Annotated in this window: 20 protein-coding genes; 15 read left to right on the top strand and 5 right to left on the bottom strand. The window is 37.9% G+C overall.

What is annotated here, in order from left to right; genetic code table 11:
• Positions 1 to 247: 247 nt before the first annotated feature.
• The 6 genes from MKY65_RS23075 (at position 248) to MKY65_RS23050 (ending at position 5,463) form a co-directional block, all read left to right on the top strand.
• Positions 248 to 1,210 carry a zinc ABC transporter substrate-binding protein gene (locus MKY65_RS23075; RefSeq protein ID WP_339181204.1) on the top strand — a complete coding sequence of 321 codons (963 nt, stop codon included), beginning with the start codon at positions 248 to 250 and terminating at the stop codon, positions 1,208 to 1,210.
• A 1-nt stretch (position 1,211) separates the two neighbouring features.
• Entirely contained in the window at positions 1,212 to 1,976 is a 765-nt protein-coding gene (locus tag MKY65_RS23070; protein WP_319022544.1) for a metal ABC transporter ATP-binding protein, read from the top strand.
• Positions 1,951 to 2,871 carry a metal ABC transporter permease gene (locus MKY65_RS23065; RefSeq protein ID WP_193063762.1) on the top strand — a complete coding sequence of 307 codons (921 nt, stop codon included), beginning with the start codon at positions 1,951 to 1,953 and terminating at the stop codon, positions 2,869 to 2,871. The genes MKY65_RS23070 and MKY65_RS23065 overlap by 26 nt, the downstream gene beginning before the upstream one ends.
• The gene (locus tag MKY65_RS23060; RefSeq protein ID WP_339181198.1) at positions 2,868 to 3,749 is read left to right on the top strand and encodes a metal ABC transporter permease; all 882 of its coding nucleotides are present in this window, start codon (positions 2,868 to 2,870) and stop codon (positions 3,747 to 3,749) included. Before MKY65_RS23065 ends, MKY65_RS23060 begins: the two co-directional genes overlap by 4 nt.
• Positions 3,750 to 3,895: 146 nt before the next feature.
• Positions 3,896 to 4,582, top strand: coding sequence for a response regulator transcription factor (locus tag MKY65_RS23055; RefSeq protein ID WP_339181196.1), 687 nt, complete (start codon positions 3,896 to 3,898; stop codon positions 4,580 to 4,582).
• An 86-nt stretch (positions 4,583 to 4,668) separates the two neighbouring features.
• Positions 4,669 to 5,463, top strand: coding sequence for a HAMP domain-containing sensor histidine kinase (locus tag MKY65_RS23050; RefSeq protein WP_339181194.1), 795 nt, complete (start codon positions 4,669 to 4,671; stop codon positions 5,461 to 5,463).
• Between the two features lie 97 nt (positions 5,464 to 5,560).
• Here the strand turns inward: MKY65_RS23050 and MKY65_RS23045 are convergent, their stop codons facing one another.
• On the bottom strand, positions 5,561 to 6,337 hold the full coding sequence (locus tag MKY65_RS23045) for a hypothetical protein (RefSeq protein ID WP_339181192.1): 777 nt from the start codon (positions 6,335 to 6,337) through the stop codon (positions 5,561 to 5,563).
• Entirely contained in the window at positions 6,330 to 7,262 is a 933-nt protein-coding gene (locus MKY65_RS23040; protein WP_339181191.1) for an ABC transporter ATP-binding protein, read from the bottom strand. The genes MKY65_RS23045 and MKY65_RS23040 overlap by 8 nt, the downstream gene beginning before the upstream one ends.
• A gap of 449 nt (positions 7,263 to 7,711) precedes the next feature.
• Between MKY65_RS23040 and MKY65_RS23035 the strand changes: the two genes are divergently transcribed.
• A complete protein-coding gene (locus MKY65_RS23035) occupies positions 7,712 to 8,416 on the top strand; it encodes a DUF554 domain-containing protein (RefSeq protein WP_339181188.1) in 705 nt (234 codons plus the stop codon).
• Between the two features lie 38 nt (positions 8,417 to 8,454).
• On the opposite strand, the gene yyaC is transcribed toward MKY65_RS23035, so the two are convergent.
• A complete protein-coding gene (yyaC, locus tag MKY65_RS23030) occupies positions 8,455 to 9,054 on the bottom strand; it encodes a spore protease YyaC (protein WP_339181186.1) in 600 nt (199 codons plus the stop codon).
• Between the two features lie 78 nt (positions 9,055 to 9,132).
• On the opposite strand from yyaC, the gene MKY65_RS23025 reads away from it, so the two are divergent.
• The 7 genes from MKY65_RS23025 (at position 9,133) to rpsR (ending at position 14,183) form a co-directional block, all read left to right on the top strand.
• Positions 9,133 to 10,152 carry a hypothetical protein gene (locus tag MKY65_RS23025; protein ID WP_339181183.1) on the top strand — a complete coding sequence of 340 codons (1,020 nt, stop codon included), beginning with the start codon at positions 9,133 to 9,135 and terminating at the stop codon, positions 10,150 to 10,152.
• A gap of 230 nt (positions 10,153 to 10,382) precedes the next feature.
• Positions 10,383 to 11,297, top strand: a complete 915-nt coding sequence (locus MKY65_RS23020) for a mechanosensitive ion channel family protein (protein WP_339181180.1) — start codon at positions 10,383 to 10,385, stop codon at positions 11,295 to 11,297.
• A gap of 106 nt (positions 11,298 to 11,403) precedes the next feature.
• Positions 11,404 to 11,598: a DUF951 domain-containing protein gene (locus MKY65_RS23015; RefSeq protein WP_256705439.1), complete on the top strand. Its 195-nt coding sequence runs from the start codon at positions 11,404 to 11,406 to the stop codon at positions 11,596 to 11,598.
• Between the two features lie 188 nt (positions 11,599 to 11,786).
• Complete coding sequence (gene ychF, locus MKY65_RS23010) at positions 11,787 to 12,887, top strand: redox-regulated ATPase YchF (RefSeq protein ID WP_339181178.1); 1,101 nt, start codon at positions 11,787 to 11,789, stop codon at positions 12,885 to 12,887.
• A gap of 204 nt (positions 12,888 to 13,091) precedes the next feature.
• Positions 13,092 to 13,379, top strand: coding sequence for a 30S ribosomal protein S6 (gene rpsF / locus MKY65_RS23005; RefSeq protein ID WP_042528692.1), 288 nt, complete (start codon positions 13,092 to 13,094; stop codon positions 13,377 to 13,379).
• A 15-nt stretch (positions 13,380 to 13,394) separates the two neighbouring features.
• The gene (ssb, locus tag MKY65_RS23000) at positions 13,395 to 13,913 is read left to right on the top strand and encodes a single-stranded DNA-binding protein (protein ID WP_042528694.1); all 519 of its coding nucleotides are present in this window, start codon (positions 13,395 to 13,397) and stop codon (positions 13,911 to 13,913) included.
• Between the two features lie 39 nt (positions 13,914 to 13,952).
• The gene (gene rpsR, locus MKY65_RS22995; protein WP_042528696.1) at positions 13,953 to 14,183 is read left to right on the top strand and encodes a 30S ribosomal protein S18; all 231 of its coding nucleotides are present in this window, start codon (positions 13,953 to 13,955) and stop codon (positions 14,181 to 14,183) included.
• A 302-nt stretch (positions 14,184 to 14,485) separates the two neighbouring features.
• Here rpsR and MKY65_RS22990 read toward each other — a convergent pair whose 3' ends face one another.
• Both MKY65_RS22990 and MKY65_RS22985 read right to left on the bottom strand, forming a co-directional pair.
• Positions 14,486 to 15,856 (bottom strand): citrate:proton symporter, encoded by a 1,371-nt coding sequence (locus MKY65_RS22990; protein ID WP_339181173.1) that lies wholly within the window; start codon positions 15,854 to 15,856, stop codon positions 14,486 to 14,488.
• Between the two features lie 121 nt (positions 15,857 to 15,977).
• A complete protein-coding gene (locus tag MKY65_RS22985) occupies positions 15,978 to 16,463 on the bottom strand; it encodes a DUF1189 family protein (RefSeq protein ID WP_339181170.1) in 486 nt (161 codons plus the stop codon).
• An 821-nt stretch (positions 16,464 to 17,284) separates the two neighbouring features.
• Between MKY65_RS22985 and MKY65_RS22980 the strand changes: the two genes are divergently transcribed.
• Positions 17,285 to 18,217 (top strand): YybS family protein, encoded by a 933-nt coding sequence (locus tag MKY65_RS22980; RefSeq protein WP_339181167.1) that lies wholly within the window; start codon positions 17,285 to 17,287, stop codon positions 18,215 to 18,217.
• The last annotated feature ends 94 nt before the right edge of the window (positions 18,218 to 18,311 follow it).

The following is an 18,311-nucleotide window of genomic DNA, read 5'->3' as shown; positions in this document are numbered from 1 at the left end:
ACGGATGAACGAATACAAGTTAAAAAATTTTTACATGATAAAATATGTATTTAGATAGCTTGATTATTCTGATAAAAGTCTTTTAAATTAACTATGTGAGCGCTAACTGGTATTTAATGTATTAAATGTTTCCTAAGGGAAAAATAGTAGACTAGCTAAAATTTACTTGACAAAACGAAATACAGTGCATAAAGTAGGGGGTAGATAATAAAGTTTGCCTTATGCAAAAAACAAGGGAGGAAGAAAGATGAAGAAAGCTTGGAAGAAAATACTGGGCTTTGCTATACTAATGGGAGTATTCGTTTTAGCAGCTTGCAGCTCAGACAGTGAGGAAGAAAACGGAAGCGAAGGCGCGTCAGGTGACGACCCAATTGAAATTGTCACAACAATTGCGCAAATCGGGGAGCCGATATCCCAGATTGGCGGGGATCTGGTAAATGTAGAGACGTTAATGGGGCCTTCTGTAGATCCGCATTTATATGATCCAACACAAGGGGATATAGCTACGTTATCAGAAGCAGATGTCGTCTTTTATTCTGGATTACATTTAGAAGCGAATATGGAAGAACCATTAGAATCAATCAGCTCCGAAAAACCAGTGTTAGCAATTGGGGAAACATTGCCTGAGGATGTTCTTTTAGAAGATGAAGAAGAGCCGGGAGCTCCAGACCCACACATATGGTTTGATTATAATCTGTGGCAGGACGCATTAGATGCTGCGGTAGAAGAATTAAAAGAGTATGCTCCTGAGCATGCAGATGAACTGGAAGAGGGAAAACAGGAATATTTTGCACAGCTAGAAGAATTAGATGAAGAAGCAGCAAAATTACAAGATATCCCTGATGAGCAGCGCGTGCTTGTAACGGCACATGATGCATTTAATTATTTTGGTCAGCTGCACGATATGGAAGTAGTTGGTCTGCAGGGGATCAGTACAGAAAGTGAAGCCGGTGTTTCTGATGTGAATAATACCATTTCTATTATTGAAGAACATGAAGTTCCAGCCATATTTGTAGAAAGCAGCGTGAATCAGGACACGATTAATGCAGTTATTGAAGGAGCTTCCAATAATGGGATGGAAGTAGAAATCGGCGGAGAACTATATTCTGATGCAATGGGCGAAGAAGGAACAGACGAAGGCACATACATTGGAATGTATAAGCATAATATAAATACAATCTATGAAGCATTATCTGGAGGAGATGAGTAAGGTGACATCATCTGTAATACGCGTAGATGATTTATCAGCTTCTTACCAAAAAAATAAAGTATTGAATGATGTAAGTTTTGAAGTGAAAGAAGGAACGATTACAGCGATTGTCGGTCCTAACGGTGCCGGTAAATCGACATTAATCAAGACCATGTTAGGACTTCACCCCAAGCTGACAGGAAATGTCCGATTTTGGGGCAGTCCTTTTAAAACTGCAAAGAAGAAAATTGGTTATGTCCCTCAACGCGGATCGGTTGACTGGGATTTTCCAACGGATGCATTGGATGTAGTAACCATGGGACTGTATGGAAAGATTGGCTGGTTTCGTCTTCCTTCTAAAAAAGATAAAGAAAAAGCAATGAATGCCTTGAAGAAAATGGGTATGGAAGCTTATGCACATCGTCAAATCAGTCAGTTATCAGGAGGGCAGCAGCAGCGTGTATTCTTAGCACGTGCACTCGCTCAGGATGCTGAGCTATACTTTATGGATGAACCTTTGGCAGGAGTAGATGCGTCTACGGAAAAAGCGATTATGACTATTTTGAAAGAATTAAAGAGCAATGGCAAGACCGTGTTGGTTGTCCATCATGATCTGCAAACCGTCCCAGAATATTTTGACCATGTCTTATTTTTAAATAAAACCGTATATGCTCATGGGAAAACTGAAGAAGTGTTCACAACGGATAATATAGCGACAACGTATGGTGGAGATATGCAATGGGTTGGAAAGGGAGATCAATATGTTATCCAATCTTCTTCACATTAATACGCTATGGGTGATGGCAAGTACCATGATTTTGGGTATCGCTGCAGGGGGAATCGGATGCTTAGCTTATTGGAAAAGACAAAATCTGATGAGTGACGCCTTGTCCCACGCAGCATTACCCGGTGTTGTAGTAGCTTTCTTGATCATCCAGGAAAAAAATTTATTATTACTTGTTATCGGTGCAGCACTCAGTGCGCTTTTAGGAGCCTTTTTTATTCAATGGTTTTCGAGCGCGACAAGAATTACGGAAGACACTGCTATGGGAATGACGTTATCCGTCTTTTACGGAGTGGGTATCATGCTTTTGGCGATTGCCAACCGTTCTCCCGGCGGGAACCAGAGCGGATTAAATAACTTTATCTACGGGCAGGCAGCGGCAATGGTTCGTTCCGATGTCATCACAATGATTGCACTGGCATCGATTGTTATTTTGATTATATTCCTTGCTTTCAAGGAATGGAAATTATTTTTATTCGATGCTAACTTTGCTAAAGGTGTCGGAATGTCCATACGCGGCATGAACGTGCTGTATACTATCGTGCTGGTAACAACCATTGTTATTGGCATCCAGGCGGTTGGTGTTATTTTAATGGCTGCGATGCTGATTATCCCGGCTGTGAGTGCGAGATATTGGACGCATTCCTTTAAAATGATGATTTTACTTTCTTCTGCAATAGGGGGCTTAGCTGGTGCGTTTGGTACATGGGTAAGCTCCACAGGAAGCGGATTGCCGACGGGACCCTTTATCGTCCTCACTTCCTCCGCTGTTTTTATCATTTCCTTATTGTTTGGAAAGGAAAAAGGGATTATTATCAATTTCATCCAATTTAAAATGCAGCAGCGGGCATCTCAAAAAAAGCATCCATTAGCAGCTGAAAAAGGAGGATCACAATGACTTATACGATGTGGATTATTTTAACAGCATCTCTTGTGGGTCTTTCCTGCGGCTTAATCGGTGTATATCTCATTCTGAAAAAACAGGCGATGATGGCAGATGCAATTAGCCATACGGTGCTGCTTGGGATTGTATTAGCTTATATGGTAACACAGCAGTTATCAGGAACCGCAATGCTTGTAGGCGGTATTTTTGCCGGCATTCTTACTGCATTCCTTGTGCAGTCCCTTAATAACTTGAAGGTACAGCACGACGCCTCCTTGGGAATTGTATTTACAACCTTGTTTGCCATTGGCGTTATTTTGATTTCCACCTCGGTGGGGAATGTGCATTTAGATGTGCAGCACGCATTGATGGGAGAAATTACGTTTGTTCCATTCACAACGATGGATATTCCGTTGATCGGATCAGTACCTAAAGCTACTGCAATCCTTGCGCTTGTGTTAATTGTTGTGATTTTCTTTATTATTGCCTTTTATAAGGAATGGAAAATTACTTCTTTTGACCCGGCGCTGGCAGCAAGCATAGGTATACCAGTGATTTTCTTTCACTACTTATTTATGACGCTTGTGTCGGTAACCACCGTTGCTTCTTTTGATGCAGTCGGTGCCATCCTTGTGGTTGCGATGCTGATTACTCCAGCAGCAGCTGCTTACTTATGGACAGATAAATTAATCTTGATGTTATTTCTAAGCGGCGGATTTGGCATTATATCTGCTGTTGCAGGATATTGGGTAGCTACGTGGCTGAATACATCTATTTCCGGATCCATGGCGCTTATGACAGGCTGTATCTTTTTTATAACCTTCCTGCTCTCGCCAAAGCATGGTCTGATTTCGAGATGGGTCCGGCCGGCAGAAGTCAGGGGAGAGGCGTAAAGTGTTACCTCCTCCAGCAGGGGATTTTCGACGCACGGTGATAAAATCTTTTCAAAAGGGATTTCGTATCTGGAATAGGATATGGAATTCCTTTTTCTTTTGCTATACTTACAAATAAGAGAAAAAATAATAGGAGTAATCAATGTATGGCGAAAATTTTAGTAATAGAAGACAATAATGAAATCAATCAAATGATAGTAAACCTGTTGTCAGAGCATTATCACGTAGCAGGAGCTTATTCAGGTACAGAAGGGTTGCTGTTATTTCAGCAGGAATCTCCAGATTTAGTTTTATTGGATATTATGTTGCCGGGAAAGAATGGTGACCAAGTATTATCAGAGATTCGTAAAGTCAGTCAAGTACCAGTGATTATGCTGACCGCTTTAGGGGAGAAAAAGTTAGTCAGTGAATATTTACTGAATGGCGCCAATGATTATATTACAAAACCTTTTGATGATGAGGAATTATTAGCTAGAGTCATGGTTCAGTTACGTCAATTCAGGCAGGAGTTCGTCACCGGGGGAGTACAATCTGTTAAAAATATTTATGTAGATAGGTCTAATTTCGAAATTTCACGCGATGGGGAAAGGGTGCGGCTTGGTAAAAAAGAATTTGAGATTTTAACCTGTCTATTAGAGCATCCCAGTCAGATTTTTACGAAGGAGCAGTTATATGAAAGAGTTTGGAAGGAGCAATATTTGCCGGGGGATAATACGTTAAATGCGCAGCTGAGTAATCTGCGAAAAAAGATTGCTCTTTTAGATTCAAAAGAAGAATATATTGAAACAATCTGGGGGCTTGGAGTGCGTCTGGCTGGTGATCAGAGATGGTAGCCCTAGTTATTTTATTATCTACTGGTTTATGCTTCCTTTTTGCGTTTCTCTATTTTCGACAGAAACACGCTCTAAAAAGATTATTGATGGATATAGAAGCGAAGAAAATATCTGAAACCAATTTGTTGTTAACAAGTCAAATACAGAATACGGAAGTAGAAAAAGTAATAAATGCGTTTAACTTGCTTTTTGAAGAGCTGAGAGATACGAAAGTAATAAGCAGGCAAGAGCAAGAAACATTAAAATTAGCTCTTCACAATATTACGCATGACATTCGTACGCCGTTGACAGTTGCCAACGGGTATACGCAGCAGCTATTAAGAAAGGACACCAGCGAACAGACAATAGTAGAGAAAATTCAAGATAATATACGCACCGTGTCTGGGCGTTTAGATATTTTACTAGAATACCAAAACCTTTTAGAGCAATCAATTGAACCTATATTTCAGTCAGTGAATATTACAGAGCTTGTGAAACAGGAATTATTACAATACTATGATGCTCTTCAGGAAAAGAATTTTAACGTTGATATTGATTTAGAACAGGCGTATATCATTACAAATGATGCGGATTTGTTAAAGCGAATCATGCAAAATATTTTTGGAAATGTGTTAAAGCATGGGAGAGATTACTTACAGGTTCGTGTAAGTGGAACACAAGAGAGAATCCAGGTAGAAGTGGTTAATAGGGAGCGGCATCCTATTAAAAATTTAGAAAAGCTGACGACGCGTTTTTATTCAGAGAATATGTCTAAAACAGAAGACTCCTCTGGATTAGGTTTGTATATTGCAAAAGAGCTGGCCGAATTAACAGGCGGCTATCTGGATATTCAAGAGAAAGAAGATTTATTTATGGTGATGTTAGATTGGCCACACAGCTAAAAGCAGGGGAGGTAGAGCAAGATGAATCAAAGAAATAAGGTTCTATTGCCTGTCAGAAGCAATAGAACCTTATTTCTTTGATAATGCAACATCCTTCTTATAAGCTTTTATTACGAAAAACCTGATAAGCAATATAATTCATAACTATGATGACACCTAAACTGAAGCATAGGAAAACAAGCCAGGAAAAATCCGGCAAGTCACGTACCCAGGCATAATTTATCCCATATTGAAAGTCAACATATTTCAACCAGCCGATATTGAAAAAAGCACTTAAAATATTAATAATCAAGGGAAGCAGGATGACACTAAGGATACCTGCAACGTTGGAAAATGTGATTACCAGAATGCAAAGGCCAACGATAAAAATGGCATGGAAAGCGATAAATTGGATTCCTATTGTTTGTAAAGCATTCATCCAGAAATCCTGTGGAGCGGTACCAAATCCATTCTTAACAGCAGCAGTAAGAAAAGCAGAAGTGTAATAAAACAGAAATTGCAGGACAGTGACTACAATGAAAATCAAATACTTAGAACCAAAGTATTGAAGACGGGAGACACCGGAAGTCAGTTGATTTTTATAACTTTTATGAACTAAATCATAGCCTGCAATCATAACAAGTAAAGGCAGACAGAAATATATCAGGAAGCTCGCCATACTGGAAAAAGCAATGAAGGTCTGATAGCTGTCCCAATTATAAAATTGCAAATGGCTTTGCATCTCTGTCGTTCCCTCTGAAGTATTTACACCAACATTTCCTGTGGCTTCTGCTGCAACGCTGATGACTACAAACAGGATTAATAAAAACTGGGTAATATAAAATCCTTTTGTATGGAATAAGCGGTAAAGATCTGCACGTATCGCATTAACCATAGGTAATCTCCTCCATCTCTTCATGAACTAGGCTTGTAAAATACTTTTCTAAATCTTGTTTTTGGTAGTAGATTCCATCGATAGGAATTTGCTGCTGCACCAGCAAAACAATAATATGATTGATTTGATGTGAGTCATCGAAAATATGCATTTTATCTTTGGCAATAATCTTAAGCTGATAATGATTTGTTTCTTTCAATACACGACTGGCATTCTCCATCTGTGAAGTTTGTAATACAATATATTCTTGACTCAGCGTCTCAAATTCTTCTTTTGAGATTTCTTTCACCAATTTACCATGATGGATAATTCCAAAACGGGTAGCAACATGATAAAGTTCAGATAAGATATGACTTGAAATAATGATGGTCATTCCTTGTTCCTGCTGCAGCCGTTTTAATAACTGTCGAAATTCAATAATCGAGAGAGGGTCTAACCCGTTAATCGGTTCATCCAGTATAAGAAAATCAGGACGGGATAAAATGGCGATCGCAATCCCCAGCTTCTGTTTCATTCCTAAAGAATAATGTTTGAATTTCTTTTTATCTTTTGGGTCTAATCCAACGATATTCAGTGTTTCCTGGATAATCGTTTTTTCGTCAGTAATTCCCCGTAGTTTGCAGTAATAGGCAAGATTTTCCCAACCGGAAAGCGGCTCATAGGCGACAGGGACTTCGATAACACTGCCGGTTCTGGCTAAAGCTTTCACCCAGCTTTTTTCAGATGAAGAACCGAATAATGTAATCTTTCCGTTTGTTGGGGCGATTAGTTTTACAATGGATTTTAATAGGGTTGTTTTTCCCGCTCCATTTCTGCCGATTAAACCGTAGATTTCTCCTTTTTGTATAGATAAAGAAACGTTTTTAAGAGCATATTGGTCTTTATATTTCTTATTCAAGCTTTTAATTTCTAATACAGTTTCCATTTTGCTTACCTCCCATTCCTTATATTCTATATCATAAAGGGTATTTCTCAGATTTTGCTCAACCAATTCTCAAATGTTTCTAAAAAATTAAAAGAGCAGCATGATTTTTTTGAAAATATATTACCCAACGAAAATTTAAAAGAAGGTTCTCTATGATAAGCTTATTGGATAAAGAAAAAGCATTGCAAATTTATTGAAATTTGATTATAATGCTCTTTAACTCTTTGTTTGCTGAGATAGCTGAGAGGTTGGACAATCATTTATATATTCCATACATAAAACGAAACTTCATTCAGTGGGAGTTTTACGGGTGGTTCTCCGTAATAAAACATATTTAGACGAAAATGTTTCACGTGGAACATTTTAAAAGAGGAATCCTGTAAAACTGTATAGACATAGGGGCTGAAATTACTTGTCCTGTTAAAACTCATAAAAATAGGAGGCAGGAAGTGGCTTTATTCGGAACAATTATTAATTTCACATTTATTATTATTGGAAGCATCATCGGTTTATTTTTTACAAAAATTCCGGAACGGTTTAAAGAGACGGTGATGAACGGGATAGGACTGGCTATTGTTTTAATTGGTCTGCAGATGGCATTACAGACGGAACAGATTATTGTGGTCTTATTAAGTTTATTATCTGGAGCAATCATTGGAGAAGGGTTAAAGATTGAAGAAGGCTTAAATCGTTTTGGAAAGTGGATTGGCTATCGTTTTGCCGCGAATGAGAATGATACAAGCATCTCGCAAGGGTTTGTAACAGCTTCTCTTATCTTCTGTGTTGGAGCAATGGCGATTATCGGTGCTTTAGACAGCGGCATTCGCGGAGATCATGGTATTTTGATTACCAAAGGAATCATTGATGGATTTACAGCACTTGTGTTAACGACGACTTTAGGCATTGGTGTTATCTTATCAGCCATTCCAGTTGTGCTTTATCAGGGGACGATAACGCTTTTGGCAACACAAATTGACAAGTGGGTATCGGCTGCTTTTTTAGATGGATTAATTGTCGAGTTGACTGCAGTCGGCGGTCTGCTTATCCTGGCAATTGGCTTCAATTTATTAAATATCACCAAGATTCGCATCGGAAATTTATTACCAAGTATTTTGACAGTAGTGCTTGTTTACTATCTTTTTACTTTATTCTAGAACGAAAAAAATCGGGCAGAGAGCCCGTTTTTTTATGCTTAAATCATATTTTTAACTGTATTTATATGCCGGGAATAGGTTAATTGTCTGTCCACCTGTTTAAGTATGCCTGCTACTTCCAAAGCCATATCCATGACGAGTGACAGGCGGGTATTTTGTAAAACGGTTTGTTCCATAAATCCGCTGACATTGACAACCCCTGTAATGTTCATATTGCCAACCTGAGGGAGCTGTTTGTTTAATGCCAGACCAGGCTTTAAAGGCTTGTTTTCAGCAATTATACTTCCAACAGAGCTGCTTTTGCCCAGGCATGCATCAATGGCAATCAGATAAGGTTTCTCGTGATTTTTATAAATGCTTAAGAGGGATTCTTTCAGGTTAACCGCATGAACCGGCTCATGAATCGTTCCATAAACATGTAAATTTCTGGGACGCATTTCCTCGAAATACATACCAGCGAGCGGGCCTAATGCGTCTCCTGTAGAACGATCAGTACCAATGAAGACAGCGATATAATCAGCAGCTTTCAAAGGAAACCAGGGCATGATTTGATTAGATAATGTTTTGGCTATGTCGGGTTCTTGATAATTTGCTCTAAAATGGTTTGATTGTATGCGTAAGCTTGTTTTTAGATTCATAGCAGTTCCTCCAAAATCATATTGTTACAGTATACGGTAATTTACGAAGAACTATACGTATGAATTGGAGGAAATACCATGTGGAGAAGAGGCCTGCAATGGACGGCATTAATCCTTGGTGCAACGATTGGTGCCGGATATGTATCAGGAAGAGAACTGTGGCAATTTTTTGGGCATGAAAGCGGACTGGCTATTGTGTTATTTTCTTTTCTATTTTCATTCTGCTGTTATGTGATTATGGCAATCAGCTACCAAATGAAAAGTGAAAATTATTTACCTGTTTTAGAAATAATTGCTGGAAAAAAGCTGACGAAGGCATTTGACGGATTAATCCTTCTGTATCTGTTCACCACGACGATGATTATGATTGCCGGAAGCGGGGCAACGGGGCAGGTATTTCATTTACCATATCCGGTCGGCATCGGAATTACTGGAATTGTACTTGTATTGTTATTTATTAAGGGAATAAACGGGTTATTGACTTTTAATGAGCTTATATTGCCTATTTTGATTGGCGGGCTTTTGTATGTGTTAGCAATGTATGTTTCCAATCAAAATTTACAGCTGTTTGCATATTGGCACGAGCAGCGAAATTGGTTTTCCGCCTTTCCCTTTACAGCATTAAATATTCTTCCGCTGATTGCTATTTTAGGAGCGATTGGAAATAAGGTGAAGGGAAGAGGAGAAATTATTATTTGCTGTATTGGGACAGGGGTGTGCTTAGGAATTGTTTCGTATATTTACAATAGCAGCTTGATTCAAATTGCGGATGAAATTATTCTTTATGAGATTCCCTTATTCGCTATTTTGAAAGAATTTCCATTAGGGATGATTCTATTTATGTCTATCCTTCTTTGGCTGGCAATTTTTACAACTGCCGCTGCAGGGATGCTGGGCATCGCAACCAGGGTCCAGTCATTTTTAAAAGAAGAAAAGCCGATGTATCTGATTGTACTTATTTCGGTATTGCTGATGCTGCCATTAACAGGATTTGGTTTTGCTAATTTGGTAAATTTCCTCTATCCGCTGTACGGTATACTTAATTTATATATTTTAGCCAGACTGTTAACCTATCCGTTATGGAAAAAAACAAAATAATATTTCGTTGGTGACGAACATGCAAATAACTTCTAAATAAAGGACTGTTAAAAAAATGGAGGTATCGGAGAATAGTATTATTTCGATACCATCCCATCTATAAATAAAAAACTTGCAAAATATAAGATTTATATGTTTATATTTTTTCAGATGGGAAAAACATTATGGTAGTATTTTTTAACATCCAATAGAAAAACTGTTTATAAGAAAGTGAAAGGAGTTATATACGCATGAACTTGAATTTTATAAGTCATCAATTTGACAGGGTATGGGATTATTTCAGCAATCCTGAACTGTGGCTGGCTATTTTAGGAGGAGCCATCCGGATTGCTTTAATTCTTCTTATTTCTTGGCTGGTTGTCCGTATCGTGCGGAAAATAGTAGATAAATTATTTGTACAAAGACAGCACGGCCCGATAAAAATTCCGAAACGCCGGGAAGATACACTGAAGAAATTGATTAAGAGTGTCGTTGCATATGTTGTTTACTTTATGGCACTTGTCATGATATTAGAAGTTTTTAACTTTCAAATTGGACCATTACTAGCTGGTGCTGGTGTTGCAGGTCTGGCAATTGGTTTTGGGGCACAGAACCTTGTGCGTGATATCATTACAGGCTTCTTTATTATTTTTGAGGATCAATTTTCAGTAGGAGATTATGTGTTAGCTGCTGGAATAGAAGGAACCGTGGAAGAAATTGGATTACGCACATCAAAAATTGTTTCCTGGACAGGGGAGCTGAACATTGTCCCTAACGGAAATATTGATCAGGTAATCAATTATTCATCACGAAACGGCCTTTCTGTTGTCGATGTAAATGTGCCATATGAAAGCGATATTGCACATGTAGAACAAATTATTCATGAAGTAGCAGAAACACTGCCGGATAAATATGACTTTATTTTAGGCGTTCCAGAGATTATCGGTGTTCAAAACCTGGATGTCTCTCACTTCGTTGTTCGTATTATTGCAGAAACAGAGCCGGTCTTCCAATGGGCGGGAGAACGGAATATCCGTAAAGAGATTCAAGACAAGCTATATAAATCCGGAGTTAAAATTCCTTCTCCTCGTATTGTTGCTTATTCCGAGCAGGAAATGGACCAATTAACTCAGGAACGTCAAGAACGTCGGCAAAATCGAGGATAAACCTCCTTTAAATTTGCTATAATGTAATGTAAGAAAAGCGCTGAGTTTCCGTTTAAAAAGGTTCTTGAAGCCAGACAGCATTATTTCAAAAAAAGGAGCAGGAGTTATGGATAAAGAATTTGGTTTGCGTGACGTTGTCCAAATGAAAAAGCCGCATCCATGCGGGGAGAATCGCTGGCAAATTATCCGGATGGGAATGGATATCCGGATTAAATGTCTTGGCTGCGGGCATAGTGTGCTTATCCCGAGAAGAGATTTTACGAAGAAGATGAAAAAAGTTCTAGAAAAACACGAAGAATAGTAAAAAAATGATTTTGTTGATGAAAAGACAAGAGAAAAATAAAAAATTCCTTAGAAGAAAACTCAAAATGGGGTCAGAGAACAGCCCTGTTTTGAGTTTTCTCATGCTTGTCTTTTTGCATCGGACTATCTATAATTGGAATTACGAAAATGTTCATGAACGAATTAAGTCCTTAAGGAGTTGGAAATATGGCATTAACAGCAGGAATTGTAGGCCTTCCAAATGTAGGGAAATCTACCTTATTTAATGCAATCACGCAGGCAGGGGCGGAAGCAGCAAACTACCCATTTGCTACAATTGATCCGAATGTAGGGATTGTGGAGGTTCCGGACGAACGTTTAAATAAATTAACAGAGCTTGTAAAACCAAAGAAAACGGTCCCGACTGCATTTGAATTCACGGATATTGCCGGAATTGTGAAGGGTGCAAGCAAGGGGGAAGGTTTAGGAAACCAATTTTTATCTCATATCAGACAGGTAGATGCGATTTGTCAGGTTGTACGCTGCTTTGAAGATGAGAATATTACACATGTTTCCGGAAAGGTCGATCCGATTGATGATATTGAAATCATTAATTTGGAGTTGATTTTAGCAGACTTGGAATCGGTCAATAAACGATTTCAGCGTGTAGAAAAACTGGCGCGTCAAAAGGATAAAGAAGCACTGGCAGAGCATGAGATTTTAAACAAAGTAAAAGAAGGCTTGGAGAACGATCAGCCGGCACGTGCTTTAGAGTTTACAGAGGAGCAGGAGAAAATAGTTAAAGGACTGCATCTGTTAACGAGTAAACCTACCTTATATGTGGCCAATGTAAGCGAAGAAGAGGTAGCAGACCCGGATTCGAATGAAAATGTTCAAAGAGTAAAAGAATATGCAGCAAATGAGAATGCGGAAGTAATTGTGGTCTGTGCACGTATTGAGGAAGAAATAGCTGAATTAGAACCGGAAGAGAAAGAAGAATTCCTGGAGGATTTAGGTATTTCTGAATCTGGTTTAGATCAATTAATTAAAGCATCTTATAATTTACTTGGACTGGCTACGTATTTTACAGCCGGTGAACAAGAAGTGCGTGCCTGGACTTTCCGTCAGGGAATCAAAGCACCTCAGGCTGCAGGGATTATCCATACTGATTTTGAACGAGGATTTATTCGTGCAGAGACTGTATCCTATGATGCTTTAGTAGATGCAGGCAATATGGCGACAGCAAGAGAAAGAGGTCAAGTAAGACTGGAAGGAAAAGAGTATATTGTTCAAGATGGTGACGTTATTCATTTCCGATTTAATGTGTAAGTCCATTTTCTAATTATAAGCTGGATAATAGTAAATATTTAAAAATAAACGTAATCAGGTTCTCTCGAAGGCTTGTCATAACATAATTTATTTGGTATAATGTCCAAATGTGAGTAATTAAAAAATTATTCCTTGCTCTTATATCTGCGATTCAGACCGAATTGCAGAGAACAGAGCCGCTAAGACCAAAAGGAGGTGTAACGGATGAGAAAATACGAAATTATGTACATCATCCGCCCAGATATCGAGGAGGAAGCACAAACTGCTTTAATCGAGCGTTTTAACAAAATCCTTACTGATAATGGTGCGGAAATCGAAAAAGTTGATGAAAAAGGCAAGAAGCGTCTTGCATATGAAATCAATGACTATCGTGATGGCTATTATGTTGTTATCAATTTCCAAGGTGATGAAAATGCAGTAAATGAATTTGACCGCCTAGCGAAATTCAACGATGATATTATTCGCCATATGGCAATTCGAGATGAAAAATAATAAGGAGTGGTTCTGATGTTAAATCGTGTCGTATTAGTTGGCAGATTAACGAGGGATCCTGATTTACGCTATACACCAAGCGGTGTGGCAGTAGCTAATTTTAATATTGCTGTGAACAGACCTTTTTCAAATCAACAGGGAGATCGCGAAGCAGATTTTATTAACTGTGTCGTTTGGCGCAGACCTGCGGAGAACCTGGCGAATTATATGAAAAAAGGAAGTTTGATTGGTGTAGATGGCCGTGTACAGACACGTAATTTTGAAGGCCAGGATGGTAAACGGGTTTATGTAACAGAGATTGTTGCAGATAGTGTCCAATTCTTAGAGACGAAAGGTTCCCAAGGGGGCGGACAGTTTCAATCGGATGGATACCAGAACAACCAAAATAATCAGAACCAATATCAGCAAAATCCATTTTCATCAAATCAAAATCAAGGATTTAATCAAAACCAAAATCAAAATACAAGTCAGGAAGATCCATTTAAAAACAATGGAGAACCAATTGACATATCAGATGATGATTTACCGTTCTAAATGATTATCTAACAAATTAAACAAAAAGGAGTGTTTCACATGGCAGCTCGTCGCGGACGCGCAAAACGTCGTAAGGTGTGTTATTTCACAGCAAACGGAATTACACACATTGACTATAAAGATGTAGATTTGCTAAGACGTTTCGTTTCTGAACGTGGAAAAATTCTTCCTCGTCGTGTAACTGGAACTTCTGCAAAATATCAACGTAAATTGACTATTGCAATTAAACGTGCTCGTCAAATGGCTTTATTGCCTTACGTAACAGATTGATTAAAAAACCCTCAAGTTTTAATGAACTTGAGGGTTTTTTATGTCTTTATTGAATTGTAGTCCCCTAAGGAATTTATTATTGTGTAGGCAACACAGCGGTCATTACCTCCTGTAAAAGCTTCATTTAGTAACAAAAAAATTATTCTGATACAGGAGAGTATACAGAGAATAAACATAAAACGATATACAGCATTCCTGTATGATTCCGCCTCCCCTATCTATCATTATAAAAAAAATCTCTCCAAGTACAGGCAAATACTTTGCTGTACTTGGAGAGATTATATGAATCTACTAATCAAATTTTAGAGAGTGACAACGCCAATCAATATTGCACATCCTAATAAGACAATACTGAATCCCCATAACCAGAAGAAGGAGTATTTGATATGTTTCCCCATATTGGCTGAGGCAAGTCCGATTCCCAACCATAGCGCAGGAGAGAAAGGACTTACAAATGTTCCGATGATGTTACCAATCATCATAGCGTATGCTGTGGATACAGAAGCAATCCCTTGAGTGCTGGCAATCTGATCAACAATAGGCAGCAATGCAAAATAATATGCATCTGTACTAGTTAGTAAGTCTAAAGGAACCCCGAATATACCAACAATGATGTGTATAACTGGAACAACAAATGCTGGCATGATAGTAATCGCAGCAAGTGCAATTTGTTCAAGCATACCTGATTCATTCAGGACACCGAGGAATACCCCGGCTGCTAAAATAACTGCGGCCATCATTAAGGCATTAGGAGCATGCTCTTTAACACGGTTCATTTGATTATCGACGCCTTTGTAGTTCAATGGAAGAGCGATAGCAACCCCTATCATAAATGCATATTGTGGTGCCAGTAATCCAGCCATCATAGTTCCTAATACCAGAACAGTAAGAACAAGATTGGCCGCGTTTCTCCATGAAATATCTCGTGGCTGTTCTTTCGCTTGCGCCATTTCTTCATTTTGTTTTTTTGTGAAATTGTCAGCAATTGCTACAATATTTACGTTTTCACTTAATGTAATTTCACCAGCTGCCGCTTTTTTACTGATTTTCTTTTTTTCCCGAAGTCCGAGAAGAGCAGCCAGTAACAAAATAAGTACAGCTCCAATTACCTGTACAGGAATAAGTGGTAAGTAAAAGTCAATTAAATCCATATCGATTACGGTTGCCGCACGTGCAGACGGTCCGCCCCAGGGGATCATATTGATAACACTTGCACTTAGAGCAACTAATAATAATAATAAGTAACGACTCATATGTAGTTCCTTATACAGAGGAAGCAATGCCGGGATACAGAGAAGGAAAGTAGAAGCTCCAGCTCCATCAAGCTGTGCAATCATCCCAATAATCGCTGTTGCCATAGCTACGATGATTACATTTCCTTTTGTTACTAGAATCATAAAGCGTATGAAGGGATTAAATAAACCACTATCCTGCATAATACCAAAATAGACAATGGCAAAAATAAACATAATCACGACGCCCATTACTTGCTCTGAGCCAGAAGCTAAAAATTCAGAAAGCTCCTCAAAATTAAATCCCGCTATAAATGCTCCTATTATTGGAATAACTGTCATCCCGACAATAGGACTAATTTTATTTGAGATAAGTAATCCTACAATTGAAAAGATAATAAGCAGTCCAACAATTGTAAGCCAAATAGAAATATCTTCCATAATAAACCCCTTTTCTTTGGAAACGCTTCACAAACTTTTAAAAAAATGCATAATAACACTATAAAACGTTTACAAGTGAAATTCAACCGTTTCTTTGTTTAAATATGTAGAAAAATGTAATTTAACGGACTCTTTTTTGTGGATATAAGAATATCATTCGTATCAGCAGCACTACTGGATAAATAAAAAAGATAAATAAAAACCAATCTGGAATAGACCAAATAAACGAAAGTAAGGTAAAAACCAGCATAGGGAGAGTCAGAGAACAAGCAGTTAATTTCCATAGTGTGCCATAATAGAGTTTCCGGTTTGCCAGACGAACAATCCCCCTCCCGAGATAAGCGATAAATGAAATAACGCCTAGCAACAGAATAGCTAGAATTAAGTAATAAAACATAAAGAAATAAATAAGTTGAAAGATAATATTCATTTCTCCTCCTAAACCACTCCAACTTGTTAATCGCGCTATTAGTTCAGGCAGGGATGTCACCATAAATAAGATGAAAAGATAAATCATAATTTGATCCATTCCGATTCGATTAATCTGAAACATGGCCTTTTTTTGTGGGAGTAAAAGACTTTCTTTGAGTATTTTTATGAATTTCATTTTTATCATCCTTTATTTCGAAATAGAGAAAAGTCTTTTCCTTATGAATTATATAAAAACAAGGTGCTTTATGCTGGGCCAAAATAAAAATATATACAGCCAGAAATCGATGAAAAAAGATATGATTTAATCTACTTTTAGTTGGCAACACTATTATTATATAGGAATTAGCTTTTATTTGGCTAAGAATACAGCGTTATTCGACAAATTTCCCGGGAAATAATATGAAACTTAATTTTCAGAGCAACCTATCCTCATTTAATTGCATACATAAAGCGGTGATACTGTCTGAACATAGTGAAGCACCACTGTTACGCCTTCTTTTGAACAAGGTACTATACAAGCCTTTCTGCTAAATTCATGTTATCATAATAGAGTATGTGTTGAATTATCATATTGCCATTTGAACCTATAAAAATGGATGTGAATAAACAGGAAAGGATATAGCTATATAAATTGAAGTAAGAAATTATACTTTTTTCTTATAAAAGTGACGAAATAATAATTGAAAACAGTAACTGGCGAACGCTTTTTGATGGGACGAGTAATCGCAGACCCAGACCCAATTTTAGCTTTGTCTGCGTCTTTCGGCTTGCCAATCGCTAAGTCTTCTTTAGAGGAGACGAGTCCGGGGCACACGGAAAGCGTAGTGTTTTTCTGGAGGCTAAGATTACTCACCCCGTGAAACCTGTTGTAGCGGTAGCTATTAATATTAATTTCAATTTATATAATTAGATTAATTTTGATGTATTTTTTATAGAGGAGAGGAATTTAAAATATCCTTTACTATTACTTATTTTTGTTAGAATGAGGTGCAGTATATGAACCAATCGAGAAAAGTTACCGAAGGAGCATTAATGATTGCCATTGTTATGGTTTTGTTGGTGGCTTCTTTCTTACCGATACTTAGTTTAATCAGCATGTTTGTACTGCCTGTTCCTTTTATATTCTATGTGAAACGGCATGGAGTGAAGGCAGGTCTTATAATGACACTGGCTGTTGCGGTTATATCTACATTGCTGATGTCTATGATGATACTGCCAGGTGTGCTTATTGCTGCAGCAGGCGGTATTTTTATCGGCTATGCCATGTATAAAAGGAATACAGCATATGAAACACTGGCCCAAGGAACATTCGGCTTTATTGTTGGTATGCTTTTGGCTTTTGTTTTTATTCAAATACTGTTGGATGTTAATATTGTATCTGAATACGAAAACATTGTGGAAGACTCTGTCAGTATGAGTGCATCCATGATAGAAAGTGTCAATCCTTCGCTGAACGAAGAAGATATCACCGCATTGCAAGAGACACAAATTAGCTTACTGAAGCAATTAATTCCTACCTTTATGGTTGTATTTGCTTTAGCTACGGCATTTATTACGCAATGGATCAGTTATAAGTTATTAAATCGGATAGAGAAAGAGAAATTTTCTTTTCCGCCATTCCGTGAATTACAATTTCCGGGTGCAATTATTTGGATTTATCTGTTAGCATTAATTTTATCTGTTATCGGTTTTGACGAAGGAAGCACCATGGAATTTGGAGCGCAGAATTTATTGATGATTGTTGGGATTGCTTTGATGCTGCAAGGATTTTCATTTATTTTTTACTTTGCACATATCAAACGTATAGCCAAAGCAGTTCCTATTTTGATTGTTATTGCAACGATTCTTTTTCCAGGAATTCTTCTTTATTTCATCCGAATCTTAGGTATAATTGATATAGGTTTCCGGTTAAGAGGGCGGTTAAAATAAAAAAGAAGCAGGCTTATAGAGCAACCCGAAATTCCCGCACCGAAAGCCATAAAATAATTGTGCGGTCTAAGAATAAGTACAGGAAAAAAACAGA

It is taken from the genome of Oceanobacillus sp. FSL W7-1293, assembly GCF_037969815.1.
GTDB classification, from domain to species: Bacteria; Bacillota; Bacilli; order Bacillales; family Amphibacillaceae; genus Oceanobacillus; species Oceanobacillus oncorhynchi.
The sequence above is the reverse complement of the archived record's forward strand: the minus strand, read 5'-3'. Positions and strand labels throughout refer to the sequence as shown.